The organism is Parapedobacter sp. (assembly GCF_035556095.1).
Taxonomy (GTDB): domain Bacteria; phylum Bacteroidota; class Bacteroidia; order Sphingobacteriales; family Sphingobacteriaceae; genus Parapedobacter.
In genome coordinates, this window is the sequence record NZ_DATMFT010000018.1 from 100115 (window position 1) to 122031 (window position 21917).

A 21917-nucleotide genomic window follows, 5' to 3' on the forward strand; every position below is an offset into this window, starting at 1 on the left:
GCTAAAAACAGAGACTAAAATAATGTTGGTATTATATTTCATGGTGATAAAATTCTATTTTGATTTACAATTTGGTTTACATCATCGGAATGTTGAATGCGTTTGATACAGCATCCAAGCTGTTTAAATCAATACGGTTAGTCTTTGCAGATGCGGCTATCCCACCGGGAATAATGATGTACCGAAAGTAAATTTCGTTATATTGAAACGGATCGATATTCACGCCCGTACCTATAATCCGCGCATTAATGTAATTTCGTCCGAAGGTGTAATCCGTGGTTACATTTCCATCATTCCAAAATTCAGTATAGGGCAACGCGTAATTGGCATTTTGTACCCCGAACCTCATATATAAATGCACGCTACTTTTTTCCGGGTTTTGCAGTGCTTGGATACCATTGATCGTCAACGAGCGAGAACGCGAATTCTGGAAATCCCACTCCGCTCTTATCCATTCAGAATAAATAACATTGGCCGTGCCTGTATCGCCTTGGTCACCTTTAGGCCCACGCTCCCCTTGAGGACCTAGGTCACCCCTATCTCCCTTATCACCTTTAGGGCCTTGAACACCCCGCAAAACAATACCCGCACCCCACCCGGCGTCGGATTTAGGCCCGAACAATGCACCGGTGGTGGTATGGAAATAATAATCGCCATTGCGGCCTATCTCGGTAGTAGGCGATACCGTGCCACTGAGTATTTGCGATCCGGCATCACCCTTTTCGCCCTTCGGCCCCTGCGCACCTGTAGTGCCACGGGGGCCGGTTGCGCCGGCATCACCTTTGGGGCCTTGAGCGCCCGTAGGTCCCCTAGCACCCGTCTCACCGCGATCTCCCTTCGGCCCCTGCGCACCTGTAGCGCCACGCGGTCCCTGTAAGCTGGTGGGTTTCCCCCATCCTCCATCGGTCTTCGGACCATAAAGCGTCGAATTTGCGGTATTCAGGTAATAGTCGCCCGCTGAACCCAGTCCATCAGCAGGCGTCCCTGTGCCATTCAGTATCAAGTTTCCATCCTTTCCTGCCGGTCCACTGCTACCAGAAGTTCCCCGCTCTCCTGCAACACCTGGAGGCCCCTGCGGTCCGGTGTCACCCTTCTTACACGACGACATCGTCAAGATTAACAATAGTATCGCGCCATTTATTATTCGCTTTTTCATAGGAGTATCAAATTTAAAGATTCGACTTCATCGGAACGTTCCCATGAAAGAAACCGAAGGGTACATTCCCCCATTCCAGGCTCCTGTACCTTTTCGGTCCACCATGAAAATGTGCTCTATAGTTGATAGCTTACCATTCATGTTTCTTGGCATTTCCTCCTTCGCCAAAGGTGATTGCCCCGGAACCGTTGCTCATCCAAGCTGCTTGATAGTGTGCGTACCCGCCTTCGGGCAGTTCGGCCTGATACATTGACTTTCCGGATCGATCGGCGTTGAAGGTGTACTCGTATTTGGCGGCAAGACCACCGCCCCCACCGGGTTTCCAAATATTGAAGGATACCCGGTAATCACCGCCTCCGTCGTCGATCCAGGAAAATTCTTTGGCTTGTTTACTGTCGCCTTCACCAACTTCATACCTCATTTGCCCATAGTGCCTGCCGTTTTCCGTTCTCCCGTCCTCGGCATTCCAGTTTTCCCACCAACTTCCTGAGATAAAAACGATACGCCCCCCTGTTGAATTGACTACCTCAAGCTCAAAAACACGATGCGTACTGCTGAAATCGCCATACATATATTTAACGGTGTGACCGTCGACTAGGTAGTCATACTGGTAACCAAGCGCCAGCGTAAGTGACGTGTTTTTAGTCCCCTCCGGAGCCAGAAAATAGGCATTGTAAGCGCTAATCAAATCTTCCAGTTCCGCAATCCCCGCATGAGTCTGCTTGGCGTAATCGTTATTATGATTTTTCAGTGCATCAGGCACCTTGAACACGCCGGGTTGCGACTTTTCGGGATACCAGATTTCGGTTGCTGCGCCCGGACCCTCTGGGTTCGGATTATCTTTTTTGCCGCAGGCCAGTAAAGTGGTGGCAAGCAATAGGAACGTAATTTTCTTCATCATCTTTTTTTTAACGGATAACTATTTTACCACTAATCGCTACCGGCACGTCGATGTTGTCGCCAGCGGCCACGGCATCGTAGAACGTTGCATTTTCAAAGCTCAATTCAAACGTTGCCAAACCGCCATTGCCATTCGCCCCGCCCGTTAGCCGCTTTAGTTTGCTGATCGATAGGTTGCCACCCACGGAACCGAACACGTATTGACTCCCGCCTTCGTTCAAGTAAAAGGCCGCTTTCGTCCCCGTGTCCGCACCGTCTAGCACAAAAGGAAGCGGCTGGTCATTTTGGTCTAGCCCCAACGCCATGGCAAACGTAAAATCGCCATGCAGTAATTGGAGACTAATCCCCCTCGTATTGGTTCCGGGTTCCTGTACAAACAAGGCTATCGCTTGTTCCGCAGACAACCCGCCGGCCTTATACTCCTGCCCGGCGAGTGGCCCGCTCAGGAATTTAAATTCATAGCTGCTGTTGTTCGCATCGGGTATCGGGTTGTCTTTCTTGCCGCAAGCGCTTAGCACGACAATGACCCATACGCTAAAAAATGTGAATGTTTTTTTCATGGCTTTTTATTTTTGTACTTATTTGTTAACGGATATTGTATTTCACACCAAGGAAAACACCCAACTGCTCGGTACCGGCGATGGTATATTTCAATTCGGCAAAAGGAAGAATTTTGGAACCAAAATCGAGGGTTGCACCACCACCGATGTTAAGGCCTACTTTGCTGCTACTGCCTCCCAGGCCTCCGAAGTCCATCCCGGTATCGCCCAAATCAAATGATACAGAAGACCGTGCGACATTCAATCCCGCCAATCCATAGACGCTGAGCGGCCCGCCGTCCATCAGGAAATAATGGGCGTTGGCGTTGAACTCCCAGAACGAGGTTTTTGCAAATTCGTTTTTCTCCAGAAAATAATAGGCAAGCGATGGCGCAATGGCCAGCTTCTCGATAATGCCGATTTCGCCGATCACACCGATGGCTGGCTTTTCAATTTTAGTGCCGTAACCACCGAATAAACCTACGTTTATAGGTTGTTGCGCCTGAGCGAACGCCACACAGACCAATAGTAGGAAACTTGATAATACTGATTTTTTCATAAGAGGAACTTGTTTTTTCATGTCAATCCAATTAATTATTTTGTTATATTATCCGGTTAGTGCAAAACATGCATACCGAGGTAAACAGAAAAATCAAAATGACAGCATAATACCTAATTTGGTGTATCATCAAATAAATGCATTGCCCTATATTTGCAAACATCGTCACACTAACTCAGCAGCAACATATGCGTTCCATCATCTACCGATCCTTACCCCTATTGATAACTTGCTTCGCAACGGCGCTGGTATCCACCACAGAATCGCAGGAATCTCAATGGAAACAGGCGGCAACTATCGCCGACTCCCTACAGCAAATCAGGCATTTTGATGAAGCGATACCTTTTTGGGAACAAGCCGTCGCTAGCGCCGGAAATTCGCCGGACACGGTTAAGCAAATGTTACGATTCCGCCTTCTTTATGGCAAGGGGCTCACTTTCAATTATGATAAGGAAGGCATTCCGTTCTTTGAAGAAGCCTATCCGCTATTACCGGCCTCCCAATTGGATACGTCACGCCAATCCACCTTTCTCAATACCTACTACCATTTTCTTGGTTACAATGGCCGATGGCGGGAGGCTCTTCCCATTGCCGAGCATTGTGTACGATTGCGCAGTTTCCTCGATGATGATCCACCTTTGGCGTATATCTCTTCCGTTCATGACGTTGCCTATATCAGCAATAAGATTGGCAATTACCCACAAGCCATTGAAAACTACCAACGATCCATTGAGCTGTATATCCGTTATAACGGCCGCCTGGACAATGAAGTAGCGCTGGGTTATAACAACCTGGCATACAACTATGGAGCAGTTGGCTTAGCCAATAAGGAGTACGAAGCCTATCGCGAAGCCGCCAATATTTGGGAAAATATTGATTTGGAAGATCAAAGCTACCTCAGTACGGCATATGGCAATCTCCTCCATTGGCTTATGAAATACGGACAAGTGGACGAAGCGGAAAGCCTGTTGGCCAAGATGCGCCAACTCCACCTCAACAAAGGTGGCCAATGGGGCAAAAACAATAGGCTTATCCCCAATAAACAAAACCACGAAAATGTGACGATACGGCTAAGTCTGTGGAGTAAGAGCATAAAACTTTATGCTCGAAAAGGAGATGTCACCCGAACAAACAGCTACCTCGATTCCATCGTTCAATTGCTACGCCAAATTGGTCCGCAGCAAACCGACGAACGGCTCGAATACCTCGAGAGCGGCTATGCAGACATCGGCAGCGAATATGCAGAGCGAGGAGCAGACACCCTTGCCATCCGCTACTTCCAGCGGGCCCTTGATCTCAAGGAGACCCACCGGTATGGGGCGCCGCAATCACAAACGCATGCCAAAATGGCCAAGTCGTTAATGGCCACGGGAGATTACGCAAACGCAAAGGAACATATAGACAGGGCGATTTCCACAAGTCGCAATGCAGCCAACCTCCCCGACTTCCACACCCTTGCCGCCCAAATTGCAAGTAAAACAAATGATTTCGCACAGGTGAGACACCATACCGAGCAGGTTCTTAGCCAGTTAACAGGGTTGGACGATCTGGGAAAATCCCCACAAAAAATCAGCCAGGACGATTTCGCGGGCAAAGTGAGCCGTAATTACATCGCCGCGTTGAGTACGGCAGGTCACCATTACCTGGGCTTCTACCGCACCACGGGCGCTGCTTCCGACTTAGTGGCAGCGCGGAACCTGTTTACGCGGGCCGCCGAAATGCTGGACACCTATTATCTCGGCGGAATTTACAATGAAACATTAGCTGAGCTGCTATCGGCCATCCAACATGGTTTATTGGAAAGCCAGGTATTGGCCCCGAACGAAAAAAAATTATCGGAGCTTATCAGCATATTGGAGTATAACCAGAGTCGCCATAGCTGGAAAAAATTCCTTAAAAACACCCCAACAGGCTCGGCACCTATTCCAGACTCCCTGCATAATCAAGAAGAAACCCATCGCCGTCTCATCGTGCATTACAAGAGCCAATTGTATGAAGCCGAAAACGATAGTATCTTAGGCACAGACGTTGATCGTATCACATCCTTGCTTCATCAAGAAGAAAGAGCGCTGCAGCAAGTTGAAGCCACGATTTTGGCCTTACACCCCACATACAATCAATGGAACGACGGCCTGATCACAGCTTCTGCTATCCAGCGAAAGCTACGCAACCAATCAATTTTACGGTATGTGGTCACCGATTCCGCAGCCTACCTCATCCATATCCATCGCCGTGGTCTAGCACTTTATCCATTGGGCACATCATCTACCTTGACAAAGCTGGCCGAGCATACCATTAACCTGTTGAAGCAACGAGATGAGGCCTACTACTCATCGGCCAAAACCTTGCACGATGTGTTATTGCCCGCGGAATTGCGACCTCAACTGGCAAACCAACTCGTCATTATACCGGATGGTATCTTGCATTACGTTCCCTTCGAAGCCTTGACAAGCACGGGCGATCCTAACGGTTTCCTCGTGCTCAACCATACGCCCAGCTATGCAGCCTCCTTGCCACTTTGGTTCGTTCAAGATAGACCTACCGGCTTCCCTAACAAAGCATTTGCTGCCTTTGCTCCGCATTACGCGTCGGCGGGGGTAGCAGCAGGTACCCGTGGCGAAGATTTAATCCACTTACCTGGCACAGCAACCGAAGCGGCTGCGCTATCCAATTTATTCAGCGGGGAAGTCCATCAAGGTGATACGGTCGTTAAATCTGTATTCTGGAATCAGGCCCCCAAATACGGACTGTTACACCTGGCTATGCATGCCCAAGTGGATGACCAAAATGGTGAGCAATCCCATTTCCTTTTTGCAGACCGAAGCCGACTGCATGCTTATGAATTGTATGGGATGAAATTACAAGCAAGATTGGCAGTTCTCAGCGCCTGTAATACCGGGCACGGTCCACTCCAAAAAGGCGAAGGCGTGCAGAGTTTGGCAAAGGCATTCACCTATGCGGGTGTACCTAGCCTCGTCATGGGGCTTTGGCAATTACCTGACAATAGTACGAGCGAAATCATGGTTGGCTTTTATCGGGGATTGAAGGAAAACCAAGCTAAGCATATGGCACTAGCCATGGCAAAAAAAGAGTACCTCAAAAAAACTGAATTTGAATCCGAATTACGGCATCCTTATTATTGGGCTGGGCTCGTCGTATCCGGTAATACTGGCCCAATCCACACCCATACAGCTTGGGCATACTGGGCAGTTTTGGGTGCTATCTTGCTGGGCGGATGTATTTACGTGGGCAGAAAGCTTAGCCGGACGCGCCTGCATTAAAAACGCAGCATCACGGTTTCAATTCGCTTCTCAATACCTTAGCTTCGTTTTGTTTGTAGCCCTTTGATGCTGACAAATGTTCCAGTAGCGCGACAGCTTCCTGTGTTTCGCCAACTTTCATACGAGCTAGCGCCGAATACCATTGTGCTTGGCGCATGAGCTTCGGGCTAGCCGAGTCCATGTATGCAGACAACAACATCAGGGCTTCCTGATCCCGGTTTAATGACATTGCGGATAAGGCTTGGTAAAACGAGGCGTCGGCATCCGCTTCACCACGCTTGATTAATTCTCCAAACAGTTCATAAGCTCTTCGGTAATCTCCCTGCTCATAGTAGGCATAGGCGGCTATGCTTGGATGACTTTCGCTAGCCTCCCGTACTATAGGTGCGGCGATATTCGGATAGGGGTCAAAATAAGCTGAATATAGTTCCGTAGCCGTACGCGCGGGTTGTTGCATCCAGAAAACCAAACTTATTACACCAATCAACGTGATGGAAGCAGCGGCATACCACCACCTTCGCCGACTACCGTCTCTAAAAATGGGTGTCGTGGAAGGTTCGGCTTCCATGGATAGCTGCTGCAGACGCGACTTTAACCGCTTGTATTCATTTCGTGCAAACGCCTTTGTCGCTTGCTGCCTAAACCTGATCTCCTCTCGAAACGAAGCGTCTTCCGCAACCAGACGTTCCACGCTACGACGCCCTTCCTCGTCTAACCGACCTTTTAGGTAGGCATCGATTAGTGCATCTTTTTCTTCACGCATTTCGATATAATTTTTTCACGATGAGTTTCAAACTTTGCATGCACCTGTATTTCTGGCTTTTCACCACATCGGTGTTGGCATACCCCAATAGTTCCATAATATCGGTGTTCCCTTTATCTTCATAATAAAACAACTTCAACAACGTGGCACACGGCTCGCCCAGCTTGTCGATAGCATTTTGAAAAAACTTAATCGTTTCGTCCTCATCCGAAATCGTTTCGATATAGTCGGAAAATACCCTGTCTAATTCCTGGTCTTCAAAAGCCTTCAAATGAGTTGTCATTTTCCGATTCCGAAGATAGCGAAAGAGCATAAATTTGCCTATACTGATAATGTACGTTGAAATGCTACTTTTCAATGTTGTCACCTTCCCCACCCGTACGTTTTCGTAAAAAGCGATGATGGCATCCTGATAGATATCTTCCAAAGCCGCGGAATCTTGCAACATCCCTTTCGCATATCCCAAAAACTTCGCCTTATTGGAGACATAGAGATCTTCAAGCACCTTTTCATTGCCTCTTGCAATCTCACCGATTAGTTGCTGTTCATTTTCTATTAGTGTCGGCATGTAAGCTTAAGTAAACTGTGTAGCAAAAAGAAACGATTGATTAGGGTTGAGCAGTCTCTCCTTTTAAAGTCCTGTCAGCGCCTGTTCGAAATCGCCGACTAAATCGTCAATATGTTCGATGCCCACCGAGATGCGCAACATGCCGTCGTTGATACCCGCCTTCAGCTTCTGTTCTGGCGAATGGTGCAGCCCCCACATGCTGGCCGGGTGCACCGCTAACGATTCCACACCGCCCAAGCTCGCCGCATTGGCAAAGATATTCAGGCGGTTCAATACTGTCTGTGCCCGCGTAAATTGCTGGCGTTCATCGGTACCCGCCACTTCCACGCAGAGCATGCCCGTAAAGCCTTTCATCTGCGTCCTTGCCAACTCATGTTGCGGGTGTGAGGGCAGGCCACAGTACCCCACGTGCGCAATGATGGGGTGATTCTCCAGCCATTGGGCCAGTGCCAACGCATTAGCATTGATCTGGTTCACGCGGAGGGATAACGTACGGAGGCCGCGCAGCAGCAACCACGCGTCAAACGGTGCCAGCGCACCCCCCAGCGACAGCAATTTCTTCCATGCCTTGTTCACCATTTCCTCGGTTCCGCAGACTACGCCCGCAGTGAGGTCGCTGTGACCCCCGAGGTACTTGGTAGCACTATGCACAATAATGTCGATACCGAAGTCGCCCGGCCGCTGGTTAATGGGGCTGGCGAAGGTATTGTCACAGATGGTGGTAATGCCGCGCTGCCGAGCCACATTGCTCACATATGCCAAATCGGTTACAGCCAAATTAGGGTTGGAGGGCGTTTCGAGGTAAATCAAGGTCGTTGTATCGCGCAGCGCCTCCTTGAGCGATGAATTATCCCCTTGATCAAAGAAAGACACCGTCACACCAAACTGGGGCAGCAGCTCCTTCAGCAGAATGCTTGCCGCCGAATAGTGCGAATACTGGGCGACTACATGGTCGCCCGCCTTCACAATCGTGAGGATGGCCGTGCTGATGGCCGCCATACCTGTAGCCGTGAGCAATGCCGCTTCGGTACCTTCCAAACCGGCCACTACCTCGGCCGCCTGGCTACTTACCGGGTTGCCATGGCGGTGATAAAAATAGGGGTACCTGGCGTCGGTAGCCGCCGCCATGTATGCCTCAGCATCGGCCGATGCGTAGTACGTTGACGATTGGTAAATGGGCGGCACAACGGCCTTCGTGTCGTTAAACGACTTGCCCGCGTGGATTAAATCGGTTTCTATATGACTCATGTTATGTGAAATTTGAAAGGGTTGTTTTGCAACCACACAAACTTAGGCAAAAAAATTAATCCCCCCGATTAATCCAACAGCCAAGTGGTTCCCACTGTGGTGCGGCTATATACAAAGGTAACAAGTCAGCTGGCTGCTGCACGCCGCCGTTGCACGATATACAGGCCCACTATAACGAGCAGTACACCTGCAAAGGTATGCCAAGAAAGCGGCTCGCCCATCAGCACAGCCGCGATGGCAAAGCCCGCAATGGGGCAGAGAAATAACCACGCGGATGCCTTAACGGGATTATCTCGCAACAAATACAACCAAAGAAGCACCGCAATGACCGACACAGCAATGGCCAGCCACAGCACTGCACCCCAAAACTTCCCATCGAATGTGTTGGCCGAACCGTTGTAAAAAAAATAGGCGAACGGCAACACGCATAATCCGCCGATTAGCGTTTGCCAGCCGTTGATGGTGAGGATGTGCAGCCTGCCCCAATCCTGCCTGGCAAAATAAATCGACCCGGCCGAGTAAGACAACATACTGAGGAATAGAACAGTAAGGCCGCGCGGTGTGGCGTAACTCTCACCCAATAACGGATACGACGCCAGCAACATGCCCGCAATACATAGTATGAAACTCACGACCGTGCTCCCGCCCACGGGTTGCTTATACCATAGCGCGCCCATCACGGCAATAAGCACCGGGTTGGTCGCCACGAACAAGGCACCCAACCCGGCTGACACTTCCTGCATGGCCACCACATACAAGCCGAGGTAGAGGCCTACGTTAAGGAAACCGTAGGTTGCCAATCGCTTCCAAAGTGCCCGCCCCTTGGGCAGCCGCTGTCCCATTACGACGTGTGCAATTACCAGCATTATCGTGGCGGCCACCGCGAACCGTGCAATGGCAATGATAAAGGGTTGTGCGGATAGCAGGCCGATCTTCGTCGCCGCCGATGCCGACGCCCATAAGATGGCAAACACGGTGCCGGCAACCACATGACCCGCCTGTTGAATCGAACTTTTCACCTCACTTTTAAAGCCACAATTTCACCGCGAAACTAAACAAAAGAATGGTTTTCGGTTTTATTTTATTTCCTTTGCAGAGACCGAGCACCAATTCGGCCATGATACCATGCACTAAATGAATGTTTCAATCATGAAAATTTTACCTACCAAAATCACAATGCTCATTGCTAGTTCTGTAGCCTTAGCTACCCTATCCCAGTCGTGCCAGTCGCCCCAAAGCGACACGGCAACGGATGGACACGCATCGCCCGTCGCGGTCGACGCATTTGCCGATCTCGAAATCCTGCGCTACGAGGTGCCAGGATTCGATGCGCTCACCCTCCAGCAGAAAAAGCTGGCTTATTACCTCTACCAAGCTGCACTATCGGGCCGCGACATCATTTACGACCAGCGTGGCAAAGACAACCTGACCATCCGCAAAACACTGGAGGCTATTTTCAACAGCCCCGAAACGGACAAAAGCGGCGACGAGTGGGAAAAGTTCAAAACCTATGCGGGCCGCTTCTGGTTCAGCAACGGTGCTCACCACCATTATTCCAACGATAAGTTTGTGCCAGCGTGCAGGCCCGAATACTTTGCCGGTGTGGTACAGGCGTGCGATTCGGCAGCCCTTCCGCTGCTCGAAGGCGAAAGTGTTGCCGCATTCATCGACCGCATCCAGCCGGTCATCTTCGATCCCACGATAAACCCCAAAATGGTCAATCTTACCGAAGGCATCGACCATGTGGCACAATCGTCCAATAACTTTTATGAAGGCGTGACCCAGCAAGAAGTCGAAGCCTTCTACAGCACGTTCCCAGATACGGGCCACGACCCCGAATGGGGCCTCAACAGCAAGGTAGTGAAAGTAGACGGCAAAGTCACCGAGCAAACCTGGAAATCAGGTGGCATGTACGGCACTGCTATCGACCAGATTATCTCCTGGCTCGAAAAAGCTATCCCTTTGGCGGAGAATCCCACCCAACAGCAGGCACTAACCTTATTGGCAGACTACTACCGCACGGGCGACCTCCACACGTGGGATGAATACAATAAGGCATGGGTGCAGGATACCACCGGTACCATCGATTTCGCCAACGGCTTCATCGAAGTGTATAATGATGCCATGGGTATCAAGGGCAGCTACGAAGCCGTACTCTCGCTGAAAGACCTCGAAAGCACCAAACGCATCAAGGCCATCGCCGATGAGGCTCAATGGTTTGAAGACAACTCGCCACTCATGCCTGAGCATAAGAAAAAAGAAGTGAAAGGCATCAGCGCCAAGGCCATTACGGTCATTGCCGAGGCGGGCGACGCAACGCCCAGCACACCCATTGGCATCAACCTCCCCAATTCAGACTGGCTACGCAAAGAATACGGCTCCAAGTCGGTATCACTCAGCAACATTGTGCACGCCTACAACGAGAGCAGCGCCAATAGCGGCTTCCTCGAAGAATTCGTGGCCGATACGGCCAAGCTGAATCGTATGAAAAAATACGGCAACCTAGCCAGCGACCTCCATACCGATATGCACGAATGCATCGGCCATGCTTCCGGCCAGATCAACCCCAGCGTGGGCACGACGGACAAGACACTCAAAAGCTATGCTTCCTGCTTGGAAGAAGCGCGGGCCGACCTGGTAGCCCTGTACTATATCCTCGATCCGAAGTTGATCGATATCGGCGTCATGCCATCGCTGGAAGCGGGCAAGGCCGAGTACGATAGTTACCTCATGAATGGCCTGATGACCCAGCTTACGCGCATCAAGCCGGGCGACCAGATTGAGGAAGCGCATATGCGCAACCGTGCACTCAATGCGTACTGGGTATATGAAAAAGGCAAAGCGGATAATGTGGTATCGTTTGAGAAAATCGATGGCAAAACCTACGTGCAAGTAAACGACTATGAAAAGTTGCGCACGCTGTTCGGCGAGCTACTCCGTGAAATCCAACGTATCAAATCGGAAGGCGATTACGAGTCTGGTAAGAATCTCGTAGAAACCTACGGCGTGAAAGTCAATCGCGAACTGCACGACGAGGTGTTGGCACGTTACGCCAAGCTCAACCTCAAACCTTACAAGGGCTTCGTGCAACCGCGGCTTACCGCCATTGAAGAAAACGGCGAAATCACCAATGTGAAGCTGGAATATGTCGCAGATTTCTACGGTCAGATGCTGGAGTACGGCAAGGAATATTCGCTGTTGCCCGCGGTGAACTAGCTGCCATCACCCCGCCATATCACCCAAAATAGCAATGGCGTGCTGGATATCTGGTACCCGCTCAAAGGCAATGCGCAGTGATCCTTTCACCTCTTTGAGGTTACAGATGGTGGGGTTCTGCTGCACAAACTGCAGGATTTTACCGAAGCGTTCACTCTCGAAATAGGCCGGATTGGTGGCAAAGTAGCCGCGGAGCACATTTTTCTTGAAGGATACCTTTTCGAAGCCGATTTCCTTGCCCAGCCACTGCAGTCGCAGTGTATTCAGCAGCTCCTCGACTTGCGGCGGTATCGGACCAAACCGGTCGCGCAACGACTGTCGGAAGGCATCGAGCTGCGCCTCGTTTTCCAACTTGGAAATGTCGTTGTAAAGGTTATACCGCTCAGCCACGTTGGTTACGTATTCGTCGGGGATGAGTACCTCCAGATCGGTATCAATTTGTGTGAACGACACAAACTCCCGCGGCTTTACATCGGTGAAAAGCGCCGAGAACTCGTCGTCTTTCAGCTCCTGGATGGCTTCATCCAATATTTTGTGGTACATCTCAAAGCCGATCTCGGCGATGAAGCCACTCTGCTCCGCCCCCAGCAGGTTGCCACTACCACGGATATCGAGGTCGCGCATGGCCACGTTGAAGCCGCTGCCCAACTCCGAAAACTCCTCAATGGCATTAAGTCGCTTATACGCTTCGGCAGTGAGCGTAGATAATGGCGGACTCAACAGGTAGCAAAAGGCCTTCTTGTTGGAGCGCCCTACACGGCCCCGCATTTGGTGAAGGTCGCTCAACCCAAACATGTGGGCGTGGTTGATGATAATGGTATTTGCGTTGGGGATGTCGAGCCCAGCTTCGATAATGGTAGTGGCTACCAGCACGTCATATTCGTGGTTCACAAACTTGAGCATCACATCCTCAAGGGCTTCGCCCTCAAGCTGACCGTGGGCCACGCCCACACGTGCATGCGGCACCAGCTTCATAATCAAGTTGCCCAGTTGTGGCAAGTCGGCAACGCGGTTGTGGATAAAGAATACCTGCCCACTGCGATCTATCTCATAGGTTACTGCTTCTTGGATCAGCGTTTCGTTAAAAACGTGCAATTCCGTCTGTACCGGCTGCCGGTTTGGTGGCGGCGTATTGATGATGCTGAGGTCTCGTGCGCCCATCAATGAGAAATGCAGCGTACGCGGTATCGGCGTGGCAGTCAGCGTGAGCACATCTACATTGGCACGCAACTGCTTGAGTTTTTCCTTCACCCCCACACCAAACTTCTGCTCCTCATCCACAATCATCAGGCCGAGGTCTTTGAACTTCACGTCTTTGCTCACCAGGCGGTGCGTTCCGATGATGATATCCAGTTTCCCCTCGGCCAGCCGGGCCAGCGTCTCTTTTATCTGTTTGTTGGTTTTAAACCGGTTGATGTAATCGATATTGCACGGGAAGCCTTTTAGGCGCTCCATGAAGGTGCGGTGATGTTGCATGGCCAGGATGGTGGTAGGCACTAGTACGGCCACCTGTTTGCTATCCGTTACCGCTTTGAATGCTGCACGGATAGCCACCTCCGTTTTGCCGAAACCCACATCGCCACACACGAGGCGGTCCATGGGATGAGGCGACTCCATATCCTGTTTCACATCGTGCGTTGCCTTTTCCTGGTCGGGCGTGTCCTCGTAGATGAACGAAGCCTCCAATTCGGTTTGCAGGTAGGTATCGGGGCTGAATGCATTGCCTGTTTGTGCCTTCCGCTTCGCGTAGAGCTTAATCAGGTCGCGCGCAATGTCCTTAACTTTTTTTTTAGTGGTTTTTTTCAACTTATCCCACGCGTCGGTACCCAGCTTGTTCATCTTGGGTGCCACGCCATCTTTGCCTGTATATTTCGAGATGCGATTGAGCGAATTGATGTTTACGTAGAGCAGGTCGTTATCGGCATAAACCAAACGGATAGACTCCTGTATCTTGCCGTTTACCTCCACTTTTTCCAGGCCGGCATATTTACCGATGCCGTGGTCGATGTGGGTAATATAGTCTCCCGGTTTCAGCTCGCGCAGTTCCTTCAACGTAATGGCCTGCGACCGCTCGTATCCTTTCTTCCGTTTGTATTTGTAATAGCGGTCAAACACTTGATGGTCGGTATAGCATGCTACACCAAGGGCCAAATCGGCAAAGCCTTCGCGAAGGGCCGTGTGTATAGGTGTAAAGGAGACCGACTTGTCCATGTCGTCAAGGATGGTGATGAGCCGTTCAATCTGTCGGGGCGAATCGCTGAAAACACAATTCTCGATACCGGCCTTTTCATTCTCCTTGAAGTTGTGTATCAGCAGACTGAAGTCCTTATTGAACGAGGGCTGCGGGCGCTGGTCAAACACGATGGTATGATCCGCTTTGTACAGAAACTGCTTGCCGAATTCCACCACCGCGAAATCATGCAATATCGCTGAAAGGTTCTTGTCGTCGATGAAGTTATACTTCGGGTCTACCCATTCGGGGTTCTGCTGCTTATCCTCCTGTGGCAGGGCACGCCACAGCTCGGTAGCCTTCTTATAGCCCCGAGCAATGATGTCGAGCGTAAACTGCACATCCTCAAACCAGATCACCGCGTCGGCGGGAATGTACTCCAGCAGTGCAATGTTTCCTTCCGTCAGGAACTTGGCCTGCACGTTGGGTACGATGGTTACCGTGTGGATGTTGCTTACCGACAGTTGGCTTTCGATGTCGAACGTACGGATGCTTTCGATATCGTTGCCAAAAAACTCGATACGGTAAGGCAGGTCGTTAGAGAAGGAAAAGATATCCACTATACCCCCACGGATCGCATACTGCCCGGGCTCATAGACGAAATCTACCCGTTCAAACTCATATTCTTGCAAAAATTCATTGATGAAATCGATATCGAGGTTGGCCCGTTGGGTGATCTCGAGCGTATTTTTCTCCAGGTCGCTGCGGTTGATTACTTTTTCCGCCAGTGCCTCTGGGTAAGTCACCACCATCTTGGGTAGCTCGCTCGCATGGTTGAGTGTGCTCAGCGCTTCCGCCCGCTGCAACACGTGGGCACTATCGGTCTGGGTAAAGTCGAATGCCTTGCGGTAGGAGGCTGGGAAAAAGAGCACCTGCTTGTCAAGCAGCCCCTCCAAGTCGCTCAGGAAATAGGCAGCCTCCTCATGGGTGGGCATTACGAATACAAGTGGACGTTCTTGCAGTTGGTAGCATGCCACGGCCACCATCGCATCAGCCGACCCGATCAGTCCTTTGAGGTGAATGTTCGGGTTTTTGCCTTGCAAGGCCTTCGCCAGTGCCGTTACCGAGTTGCTCTGGCCAAATTTCGTTAAAATATCACTTATGCCCACTGTCGTAAAACGCGGACAAAGGTACGTAAAAAATAAGCGAAGCTCAACTATGTTTTGTCTTAGAAAGCGAGCAATGGTCGGTATCTTTCAGCTTATCGCACCAGCAATGAATACAAACTTATCGTTCGGACTAATACGAATAGACCACAAACTCCGCGAGGAATGCGATCCCTGAGGCTTGCATCCCGTCTAATATCGTCAGCCGCAGATACCTCAGGTCTTGGGGCTCGATGGGATATTCCTGATAGTTCGAATTTGCTGGATTAAACGACTGCTCACCAGTGAGATCATCCCAAGAAGTTCCATCTATGCTTCCTTCCAATTTGAACCTCGTCGGGCCGTTCGGGTTGTCGGTGCGCGGCGCCAATGCTACCTTGGTTACGTAGGTCAACGACAGCATATCGATGTCGATTACGTGGGGGAATGGATCCAACGCCGGATTGTATCTGGAGTGCCAAATGGTATTGAGGTCGCCATCCAGTAAAGCCGATGCCAAACCGGTATTTTCCTGCCCGTTATCCTGGGCGCTGGACGCACTAGCCACCCATCCCTTGGTATTTGCGGGTCGTGCTTCCAATTTCGGGGCGATCAAAAAGAGCGTTTTTCCGGAGGGCAGCAAGGCGTAGTCGGAGGCATCTATAATCGAAAGGGGTAACAAATAATCCTTGTCACTCTCGAACGCCTCCGGATAATAAGTTACCGAAATCAGCTCGGAAGAAACTTCGCCTTTCGGTATCCGAACATCCATTTTGTCGATGTTATACGCCTCAACAGGAAACCGCTCATAGGGTTCCAACCCATTAAGTTCCCGCACAATATTCAGGCTGTCAAAAGCTTCGACATCTTCTGTCAACTTCACCGCGATTTCGGTGCCGGGTAGGCCTAGGGCTCCGAAACTAACACCAAAAGTAAACACACGCTCATCCACATAAGGAAAAACAGTGAGGTCATGCATACCGTCAACGGCTTTCGCAATGTATACTTGGGCACCTGTCTTGTCATCAGTTAACTGTTCGTAAGGGGCTACTTTTTCTTCGCAGCCGGTCACGATCGACATCGTGATGCAACAGGCAACGATATGTATTATATTTTTTCTATGCATTTCGAATTGTTTTTAAACGATACGTACGTCAATATCAGTCCCTGATTGGTACAAGCTTAATATCCGGGAAATTGCACCAGTTGCTTGTTCCTATCCATTTCGTTTTGGCCATAGGGCATAAAATAGAAGCGCCGTTGCCACAGTGCGCGCCGTAATGCAACCACACGGGTATGGTAAGCCGGGTCAGACAGGTATGTGCCCGCATCCATATTCATCCCTTCAAACTCGCCGCCTTGGTTCGAGCCGGGCAGATCGGGTATTTTCCAGCGTCGCACGTCGAAGTAGCGGTGCCCTTCATAACACAATTCCAAACGTCGCTCCAGCCGGATAGCTTCCCGCAGTTCGGACTGCGAAAGGTCCGTGCCCAATGCAGATATTCCTCCGCGCGTGCGTACGGCATTCAAATACGTCAGTACGTCCGGATTTCCGGGGTCCGATTCATTGAGGGCCTCGGCGTAGTTGAGATACAGCTCAGCCAACCGGATAATCATGGCAGGGCGATCCACATTGATGCCGGGGTTTACACTAAATGTGGGGTGGATGTTTTTCCGGGCGGTATATCCTGTCTTCGGCCAATCGCGCGGCGCACCGTTCTTACCCGATGAACCGGTATTAAAAAATTCCACACGAGCATTGTTTTCTCCGGTTTTAGGCGTTACAGGGCTCACTGAGCCGTTGAAAGTCACATACGCATAAAATCGGGGTTCACGGTTAACGTACATCATATTGGTGCCGCTTACGTAGTAGGGAGTTCCTTCCGTGACGTAACTGTCTTCCTGATAGTCATCGCTGTCTTCGATGGAAGAACCATCAACCATGCGAAAATCATCGACCAGCGCCTGCAATACTGCGAGGCCGTTGTAAGCAGTGCCTTGTGTAGAACGAGGCGATGCATGGATCTCCCAGTTCCAGTTTGCGGCCGATGGCCTCAGCCAGATCCCCTCTGATGACCAACCATCCCAGAACAGGTTGCGCGACGACAAGTAGGCTGCCCGGAAGGGATCTGCATCCGACACCTTATATAAGTGTTTCCCGTTCGATTCGGCAATGTCGATGGCGGCCTTCGCCGCTTGGGCAGCCTGTGCCCAGCGCGAAGCATCGTACGATTGGTTGAACAACTGCGTTCCATCAAGGTTTCTGAAATCACCCAGTTCGGTGTTGCCGTTAAATAGCGGACTCGCATGGAAGAGCAGCACCTGCGACTCCACCGCTGCGACAATCTGCTGGTTGATGCGGCCAACCTGCGTTCCGTCTACCGTGCTGGTGCCTGAAAGATAATAGTCTGTGGGAAGGTCCTTTTTGGCTTCGGCCATTTCGCTCAAAATGAACGTCACGCAGTCATCCCAGGTACTGCGTGGAATCTGGAAATTATCTTCAGGACTTGATGACGTCGTAGGCATGATGACTACGGGCCCCATATTCTTCATCATTCGCCAATAATAGTAGGCCCGGAGAAAACGGGCTTCTGCCTTATACCAGGTAATCTGCTGGGCACCGTTTTCCAGCGCTAGGATTTCTTGGTTACGATCCACATTTTCTAGAAATATCGTCGCCAACCGGATCCGCTCATAATGTGCTTCGAATGCGAAAGAACCCCTTCCACCACTATTGATAGGTGGGTTCGTCCAGTTACTGGCATCCATTTCATCCGAGCTAAGCGAATAGGGCATACCATAGGGTTGGTCCCAGGGGTCGGGAATGTTGGTAAACAGCCCCGCCCACCAACGTTCGGTCTGACCACGGTTGGCAAAAATTTCATCGATGGATACGATATTATCCGGCTGCGTGTTAAAATAATCTTTATTGCACCCCGAGGGTAAGAGTAGTACTGTTATGCTACACAGTATCAACACGAGGTGCCTAACACCCGGTTTTTTCCACCCCGAGCAACTGCTGTATATTATGTTTCTTTCCATCATTTCTACTTGTCGATTTTGTTCAACCATTATTGGAAATTGACGCGTATACCTACGTTATAGGTGGTGATATTCGGATAGGCTACGCCACGGCCGTCGCCGAGTTCAGGATCCCAGAATTCCCAGGGAGAAAACGTCAGCAGATTAGTGCCGTTGGTGAAAATCCTAATCTGTTGGATAGCGAGTCGCTGCAAAAACGCGTTGTCCGTAAGTGTATAGCCAATTTCTGCTTGCTTGAGCCGTAAATAATCTGCCCGCTTTATCCACCATGTGCTCGTGTAGTAGTTGGTGGTTTGGTCCTGATTGGTCGACAATCTCGGGTAAAACGGACGTGGGTCGGGGTTGTCCGGCGTCCACCGGTCCAACACATACTTATACATATTACCGTAGGTAGCGCCCTGTGAGAATGGCGTGGTACCATAACCGCCGGCATAGTTGAAATCAACCTGGCCCACACCCTGGAAAAACAGGCTTACGTCGAACCCAGCAAATCCGCCACCGAAGCTTAGCCCGTATACCATACGAGGGATATCGCCGTAACCAATAGCAGTTTGGTCATCTCCGGTGATAAGCCCATCCCCGTTTAAATCTTTGTAGCGGATATCACCCACACGCACATCACCGGTTTGGCTGGCCGCATTTTCAATCTCCGACTCGCTCTGGAACAAGCCGGTAGCGATATAGCCGAAGCGTTGGCTGATGCGTTGGCCGATCCGGTCTAAGTAAGGATATCGCCACGGTGGGAGTCCGTCAAATACTGCCAAGTTTTGGTTGTAGTTAAAGGTACCCCTGAATGAAAAGAAGCTTTTTGGAGACCAGGATTTGTTGTAATCCAGTGTTACATCTATTCCCTTATTGTTGGTGATACCGATGTTGTTGTACGGGATGTTGCCTACGGTGAATCCCGAGGCGTAGGGAATAACGTAGTTGGGCAGTAATATATTCTCCCGTCTCTCCTTGAAGAGTTCGACAATCAGTTGTAGGTTATTTTGCAAGAAGTTGAGCTCTACACCCAGATTCTGCCGGTAAGATGTTTCCCAGCGTACATTTCCACCAATCCTCGACTCGTAGTAACCAGTATAGCCGCGGGTAGATCCAGGTACGCCAAATGTATAGCCGCCGCCCTCGCCGATGGTGGTGAGGTAGAGAAACCGCAGGTTCGGGTCGTCTACCGCCGCGTTGCCCGACAGGCCGTATGTATACCGCAATTTGAAATGCTGAATCACGTCGCTGACGGGTTCAAAAAAGCCTTCGTTAGATACGACCCACCCGATGCCGAAAGACGGAAAGAACCCGTAACGCTCGCTCGGTACGAAATTATCGGAACCCGAATACGAAAAATTGGCCTCAGCATAATAGCGGTCGTTGTAACCATAATTGGCTCGGCCCACGAAATTCCGTTGCCGGTAGGGGATTGCCGCAGTATACGTGCCCACCCTACTAGAAGCATCGCTGAAATCCGATTGATTGAACAAGAGCATGCCCGATACATCGTGCATACCGAACCGTGACGCGTAGTTGACTGCGCCCTCGGTGTAATAGCGCCGGTCACCGTATCTGGAGAGCCCGAAATTCAGTGCATTTGTGCCGGTTTCGGATATCTCGGTAATCAGCTCGTCATTTTCATCCCTACCCAGCGCCCAATACGTCTGCAACGTGCGCCCTCGGGTCAGATTGTTGTTGATGTTCACATCAAAGGCGAACATACCTGTTGCGCTCAATCCATCCACCAGCATATCCAGTTGTTGCGTTACACGGAGATTAGACCGCACCGTGTTGTCATACGAGTTGGTAATACCCGATTGAGTCAATGCCATATAGGGGCTTTGCAAGGTACCCTTTAACTGCGGCCACTGGCCATTTGAGTAACGTGGCGGGATGATGTGGGGTGCTGATGCAGTGGCTAAGTCGAAAATTGTATTGACGCCATACGACGGCCGATTTAAGTTGGTGATAAAGCCGTTCACCCCTAATTCCAATTTGGTTGTTTTGGTTACGTTAACATCGACGTTGCTCGTGAAGTTGAAGCGATCTAATCGCAGGGTAGAGTTATAGGTCTGCACATTGTCCCGTTTAAATTGGCCAACTTCGCCGAAGTAGCCGGCTGATATGTAATAGGTAGCATTCTCCGAACCTCCATTTACGTTGAGTGTAGCCCGGTTATTGCTTCCATATTTGTCGAAAAGGGTGTTGTACCAGTTTACATTGGGGTATAAATCCGGGTCCTCACCACTAGCGTGCTTTGCGATGATTTCGTCGCTATAATAAGCTGTGCGACCCCTCATTTCCAACCCTTCGTTGAATAGCTCCATAAAGGTGGGTCCATCGATGAAATTAGGTAAAAACGTAAACTCATTGACGGCTTGATTCAATTCGACATTGATTTGAGGTTTCCCTACCTTACCCTTCTTTGTATAGATTAGGATTACGCCGTTCGCACCGCGTGTACCGTATACCGCGGTAGCTGTAGCATCCTTCAAAACCGTGAAACTTTCAATGTCCTCGGGGTCTATGTTATTGATCGCTCTGTCCGGCACGCCGTCAACGACTAACAGGGGCCCTTGCGGGCTGGATGCAAACGTACCCACACCCCGGATGAATAAGCTTGCAGCGTCGCCCCCTGGACCACCTCCGCGTTGCGTAGCTACTACACCGGCCAGCCGTCCGGCAATAGCGGTAGTTAAATCCCGTACGGGTACTTTCAAATCCTTAGGCTTTACAGTGGCCTGTGCGCCGACCACACTTTGTTTTTTCTGCTGGCCAAATGCCACCACAACCACTTCCTCCAAGCCCATCTCATCAACCTTAAGCACCAAATCGATCACCTCGCTGGTTACTTCAATCTCCCGCGTCAAATAGCCGATATAACTAAACACAAGCGTCGAGCCCCGTTTTACTGTTAGAATGAACCGCCCGTTTGCATCGGTCTGTGTAGCTATTGATTGGTTATTCTTGAGGTTTACACTCACACCCTGAAGTTTGAATCCGGTCGAGTCGGAGACCGTTCCCCGCACCTCGATGTCATCTTGCTGCATATCGGGTGCTTCGCTCGTCGGCGGGGCCGCATTGGCCATAGTAGTAGCCGTTAATACAAAACAAACCACCCAACCAAAAAGAAGTAACTGTTTCATACTAGTTCGATATTTCATCATGTTAAATAGGTTATAACTAAACAAACTTTAAGGTAGGCCCATCTCACTATCCTATTGCAAACTGCAGCCATTTCTTACGTGCTAATTACTGTATCCTCTCACAGTCAGTTTTCCAGTTTAAAAACTTTCCTTTGGTTAAATCAGTAGCTGTTGAGAACAATTGTAGCGATAAATCCAG

At 50.3% G+C, this 21917-nt stretch carries 14 protein-coding genes; 2 read left to right on the top strand and 12 right to left on the bottom strand.

The window, feature by feature from the left end:
• Nucleotides 1-76 precede the first annotated feature (76 nt).
• The 4 genes from VNQ80_RS08890 to VNQ80_RS08905 form a co-directional block, all read right to left on the bottom strand.
• Nucleotides 77-1156, bottom strand: a complete 1080-nt coding sequence (locus VNQ80_RS08890; RefSeq protein WP_325637598.1) for a hypothetical protein — start codon at nucleotides 1154-1156, stop codon at nucleotides 77-79.
• A 130-nt stretch (nucleotides 1157-1286) separates the two neighbouring features.
• Nucleotides 1287-2057 carry a hypothetical protein gene (locus tag VNQ80_RS08895; protein ID WP_325637600.1) on the bottom strand — a complete coding sequence of 257 codons (771 nt, stop codon included), beginning with the start codon at nucleotides 2055-2057 and terminating at the stop codon, nucleotides 1287-1289.
• Between the two features lie 7 nt (nucleotides 2058-2064).
• Nucleotides 2065-2616, bottom strand: coding sequence for a hypothetical protein (locus tag VNQ80_RS08900; RefSeq protein WP_325637602.1), 552 nt, complete (start codon nucleotides 2614-2616; stop codon nucleotides 2065-2067).
• Between the two features lie 25 nt (nucleotides 2617-2641).
• Nucleotides 2642-3154: a hypothetical protein gene (locus tag VNQ80_RS08905; protein ID WP_325637604.1), complete on the bottom strand. Its 513-nt coding sequence runs from the start codon at nucleotides 3152-3154 to the stop codon at nucleotides 2642-2644.
• 188 nt (nucleotides 3155-3342) lie between these two features.
• Here VNQ80_RS08905 and VNQ80_RS08910 point away from each other — a divergent pair, with 188 nt between their 5' ends.
• Entirely contained in the window at nucleotides 3343-6435 is a 3093-nt protein-coding gene (locus VNQ80_RS08910; protein WP_325637606.1) for a CHAT domain-containing tetratricopeptide repeat protein, read from the top strand.
• Between the two features lie 10 nt (nucleotides 6436-6445).
• Here the strand turns inward: VNQ80_RS08910 and VNQ80_RS08915 are convergent, their stop codons facing one another.
• The 4 genes from VNQ80_RS08915 to VNQ80_RS08930 form a co-directional block, all read right to left on the bottom strand.
• A complete protein-coding gene (locus tag VNQ80_RS08915; protein WP_325637608.1) occupies nucleotides 6446-7198 on the bottom strand; it encodes a hypothetical protein in 753 nt (250 codons plus the stop codon).
• Nucleotides 7191-7766 carry a sigma-70 family RNA polymerase sigma factor gene (locus VNQ80_RS08920; RefSeq protein WP_325637610.1) on the bottom strand — a complete coding sequence of 192 codons (576 nt, stop codon included), beginning with the start codon at nucleotides 7764-7766 and terminating at the stop codon, nucleotides 7191-7193. The genes VNQ80_RS08915 and VNQ80_RS08920 overlap by 8 nt, the downstream gene beginning before the upstream one ends.
• Nucleotides 7767-7829: 63 nt before the next feature.
• The gene (locus VNQ80_RS08925; protein ID WP_325637612.1) at nucleotides 7830-9014 is read right to left on the bottom strand and encodes an aminotransferase class I/II-fold pyridoxal phosphate-dependent enzyme; all 1185 of its coding nucleotides are present in this window, start codon (nucleotides 9012-9014) and stop codon (nucleotides 7830-7832) included.
• A gap of 125 nt (nucleotides 9015-9139) precedes the next feature.
• Nucleotides 9140-10033, bottom strand: a complete 894-nt coding sequence (locus tag VNQ80_RS08930; protein ID WP_325637614.1) for a DMT family transporter — start codon at nucleotides 10031-10033, stop codon at nucleotides 9140-9142.
• 157 nt (nucleotides 10034-10190) lie between these two features.
• Here VNQ80_RS08930 and VNQ80_RS08935 point away from each other — a divergent pair, with 157 nt between their 5' ends.
• Nucleotides 10191-12230: a dipeptidyl-peptidase 3 family protein gene (locus tag VNQ80_RS08935; RefSeq protein ID WP_325637616.1), complete on the top strand. Its 2040-nt coding sequence runs from the start codon at nucleotides 10191-10193 to the stop codon at nucleotides 12228-12230.
• Between the two features lie 6 nt (nucleotides 12231-12236).
• Here the strand turns inward: VNQ80_RS08935 and mfd are convergent, their stop codons facing one another.
• The 4 genes from mfd to VNQ80_RS08955 all read right to left on the bottom strand — a co-directional run bounded on the left by mfd (nucleotide 12237) and on the right by VNQ80_RS08955 (nucleotide 21718).
• On the bottom strand, nucleotides 12237-15569 hold the full coding sequence (mfd, locus tag VNQ80_RS08940; protein WP_325637618.1) for a transcription-repair coupling factor: 3333 nt from the start codon (nucleotides 15567-15569) through the stop codon (nucleotides 12237-12239).
• A 130-nt stretch (nucleotides 15570-15699) separates the two neighbouring features.
• Nucleotides 15700-16671, bottom strand: a complete 972-nt coding sequence (locus tag VNQ80_RS08945) for a discoidin domain-containing protein (RefSeq protein ID WP_325637620.1) — start codon at nucleotides 16669-16671, stop codon at nucleotides 15700-15702.
• Between the two features lie 56 nt (nucleotides 16672-16727).
• A complete protein-coding gene (locus VNQ80_RS08950) occupies nucleotides 16728-18590 on the bottom strand; it encodes a RagB/SusD family nutrient uptake outer membrane protein (protein ID WP_325637622.1) in 1863 nt (620 codons plus the stop codon).
• A gap of 26 nt (nucleotides 18591-18616) precedes the next feature.
• On the bottom strand, nucleotides 18617-21718 hold the full coding sequence (locus tag VNQ80_RS08955; RefSeq protein ID WP_325637626.1) for a TonB-dependent receptor: 3102 nt from the start codon (nucleotides 21716-21718) through the stop codon (nucleotides 18617-18619).
• Nucleotides 21719-21917: the final 199 nt, after the last annotated feature.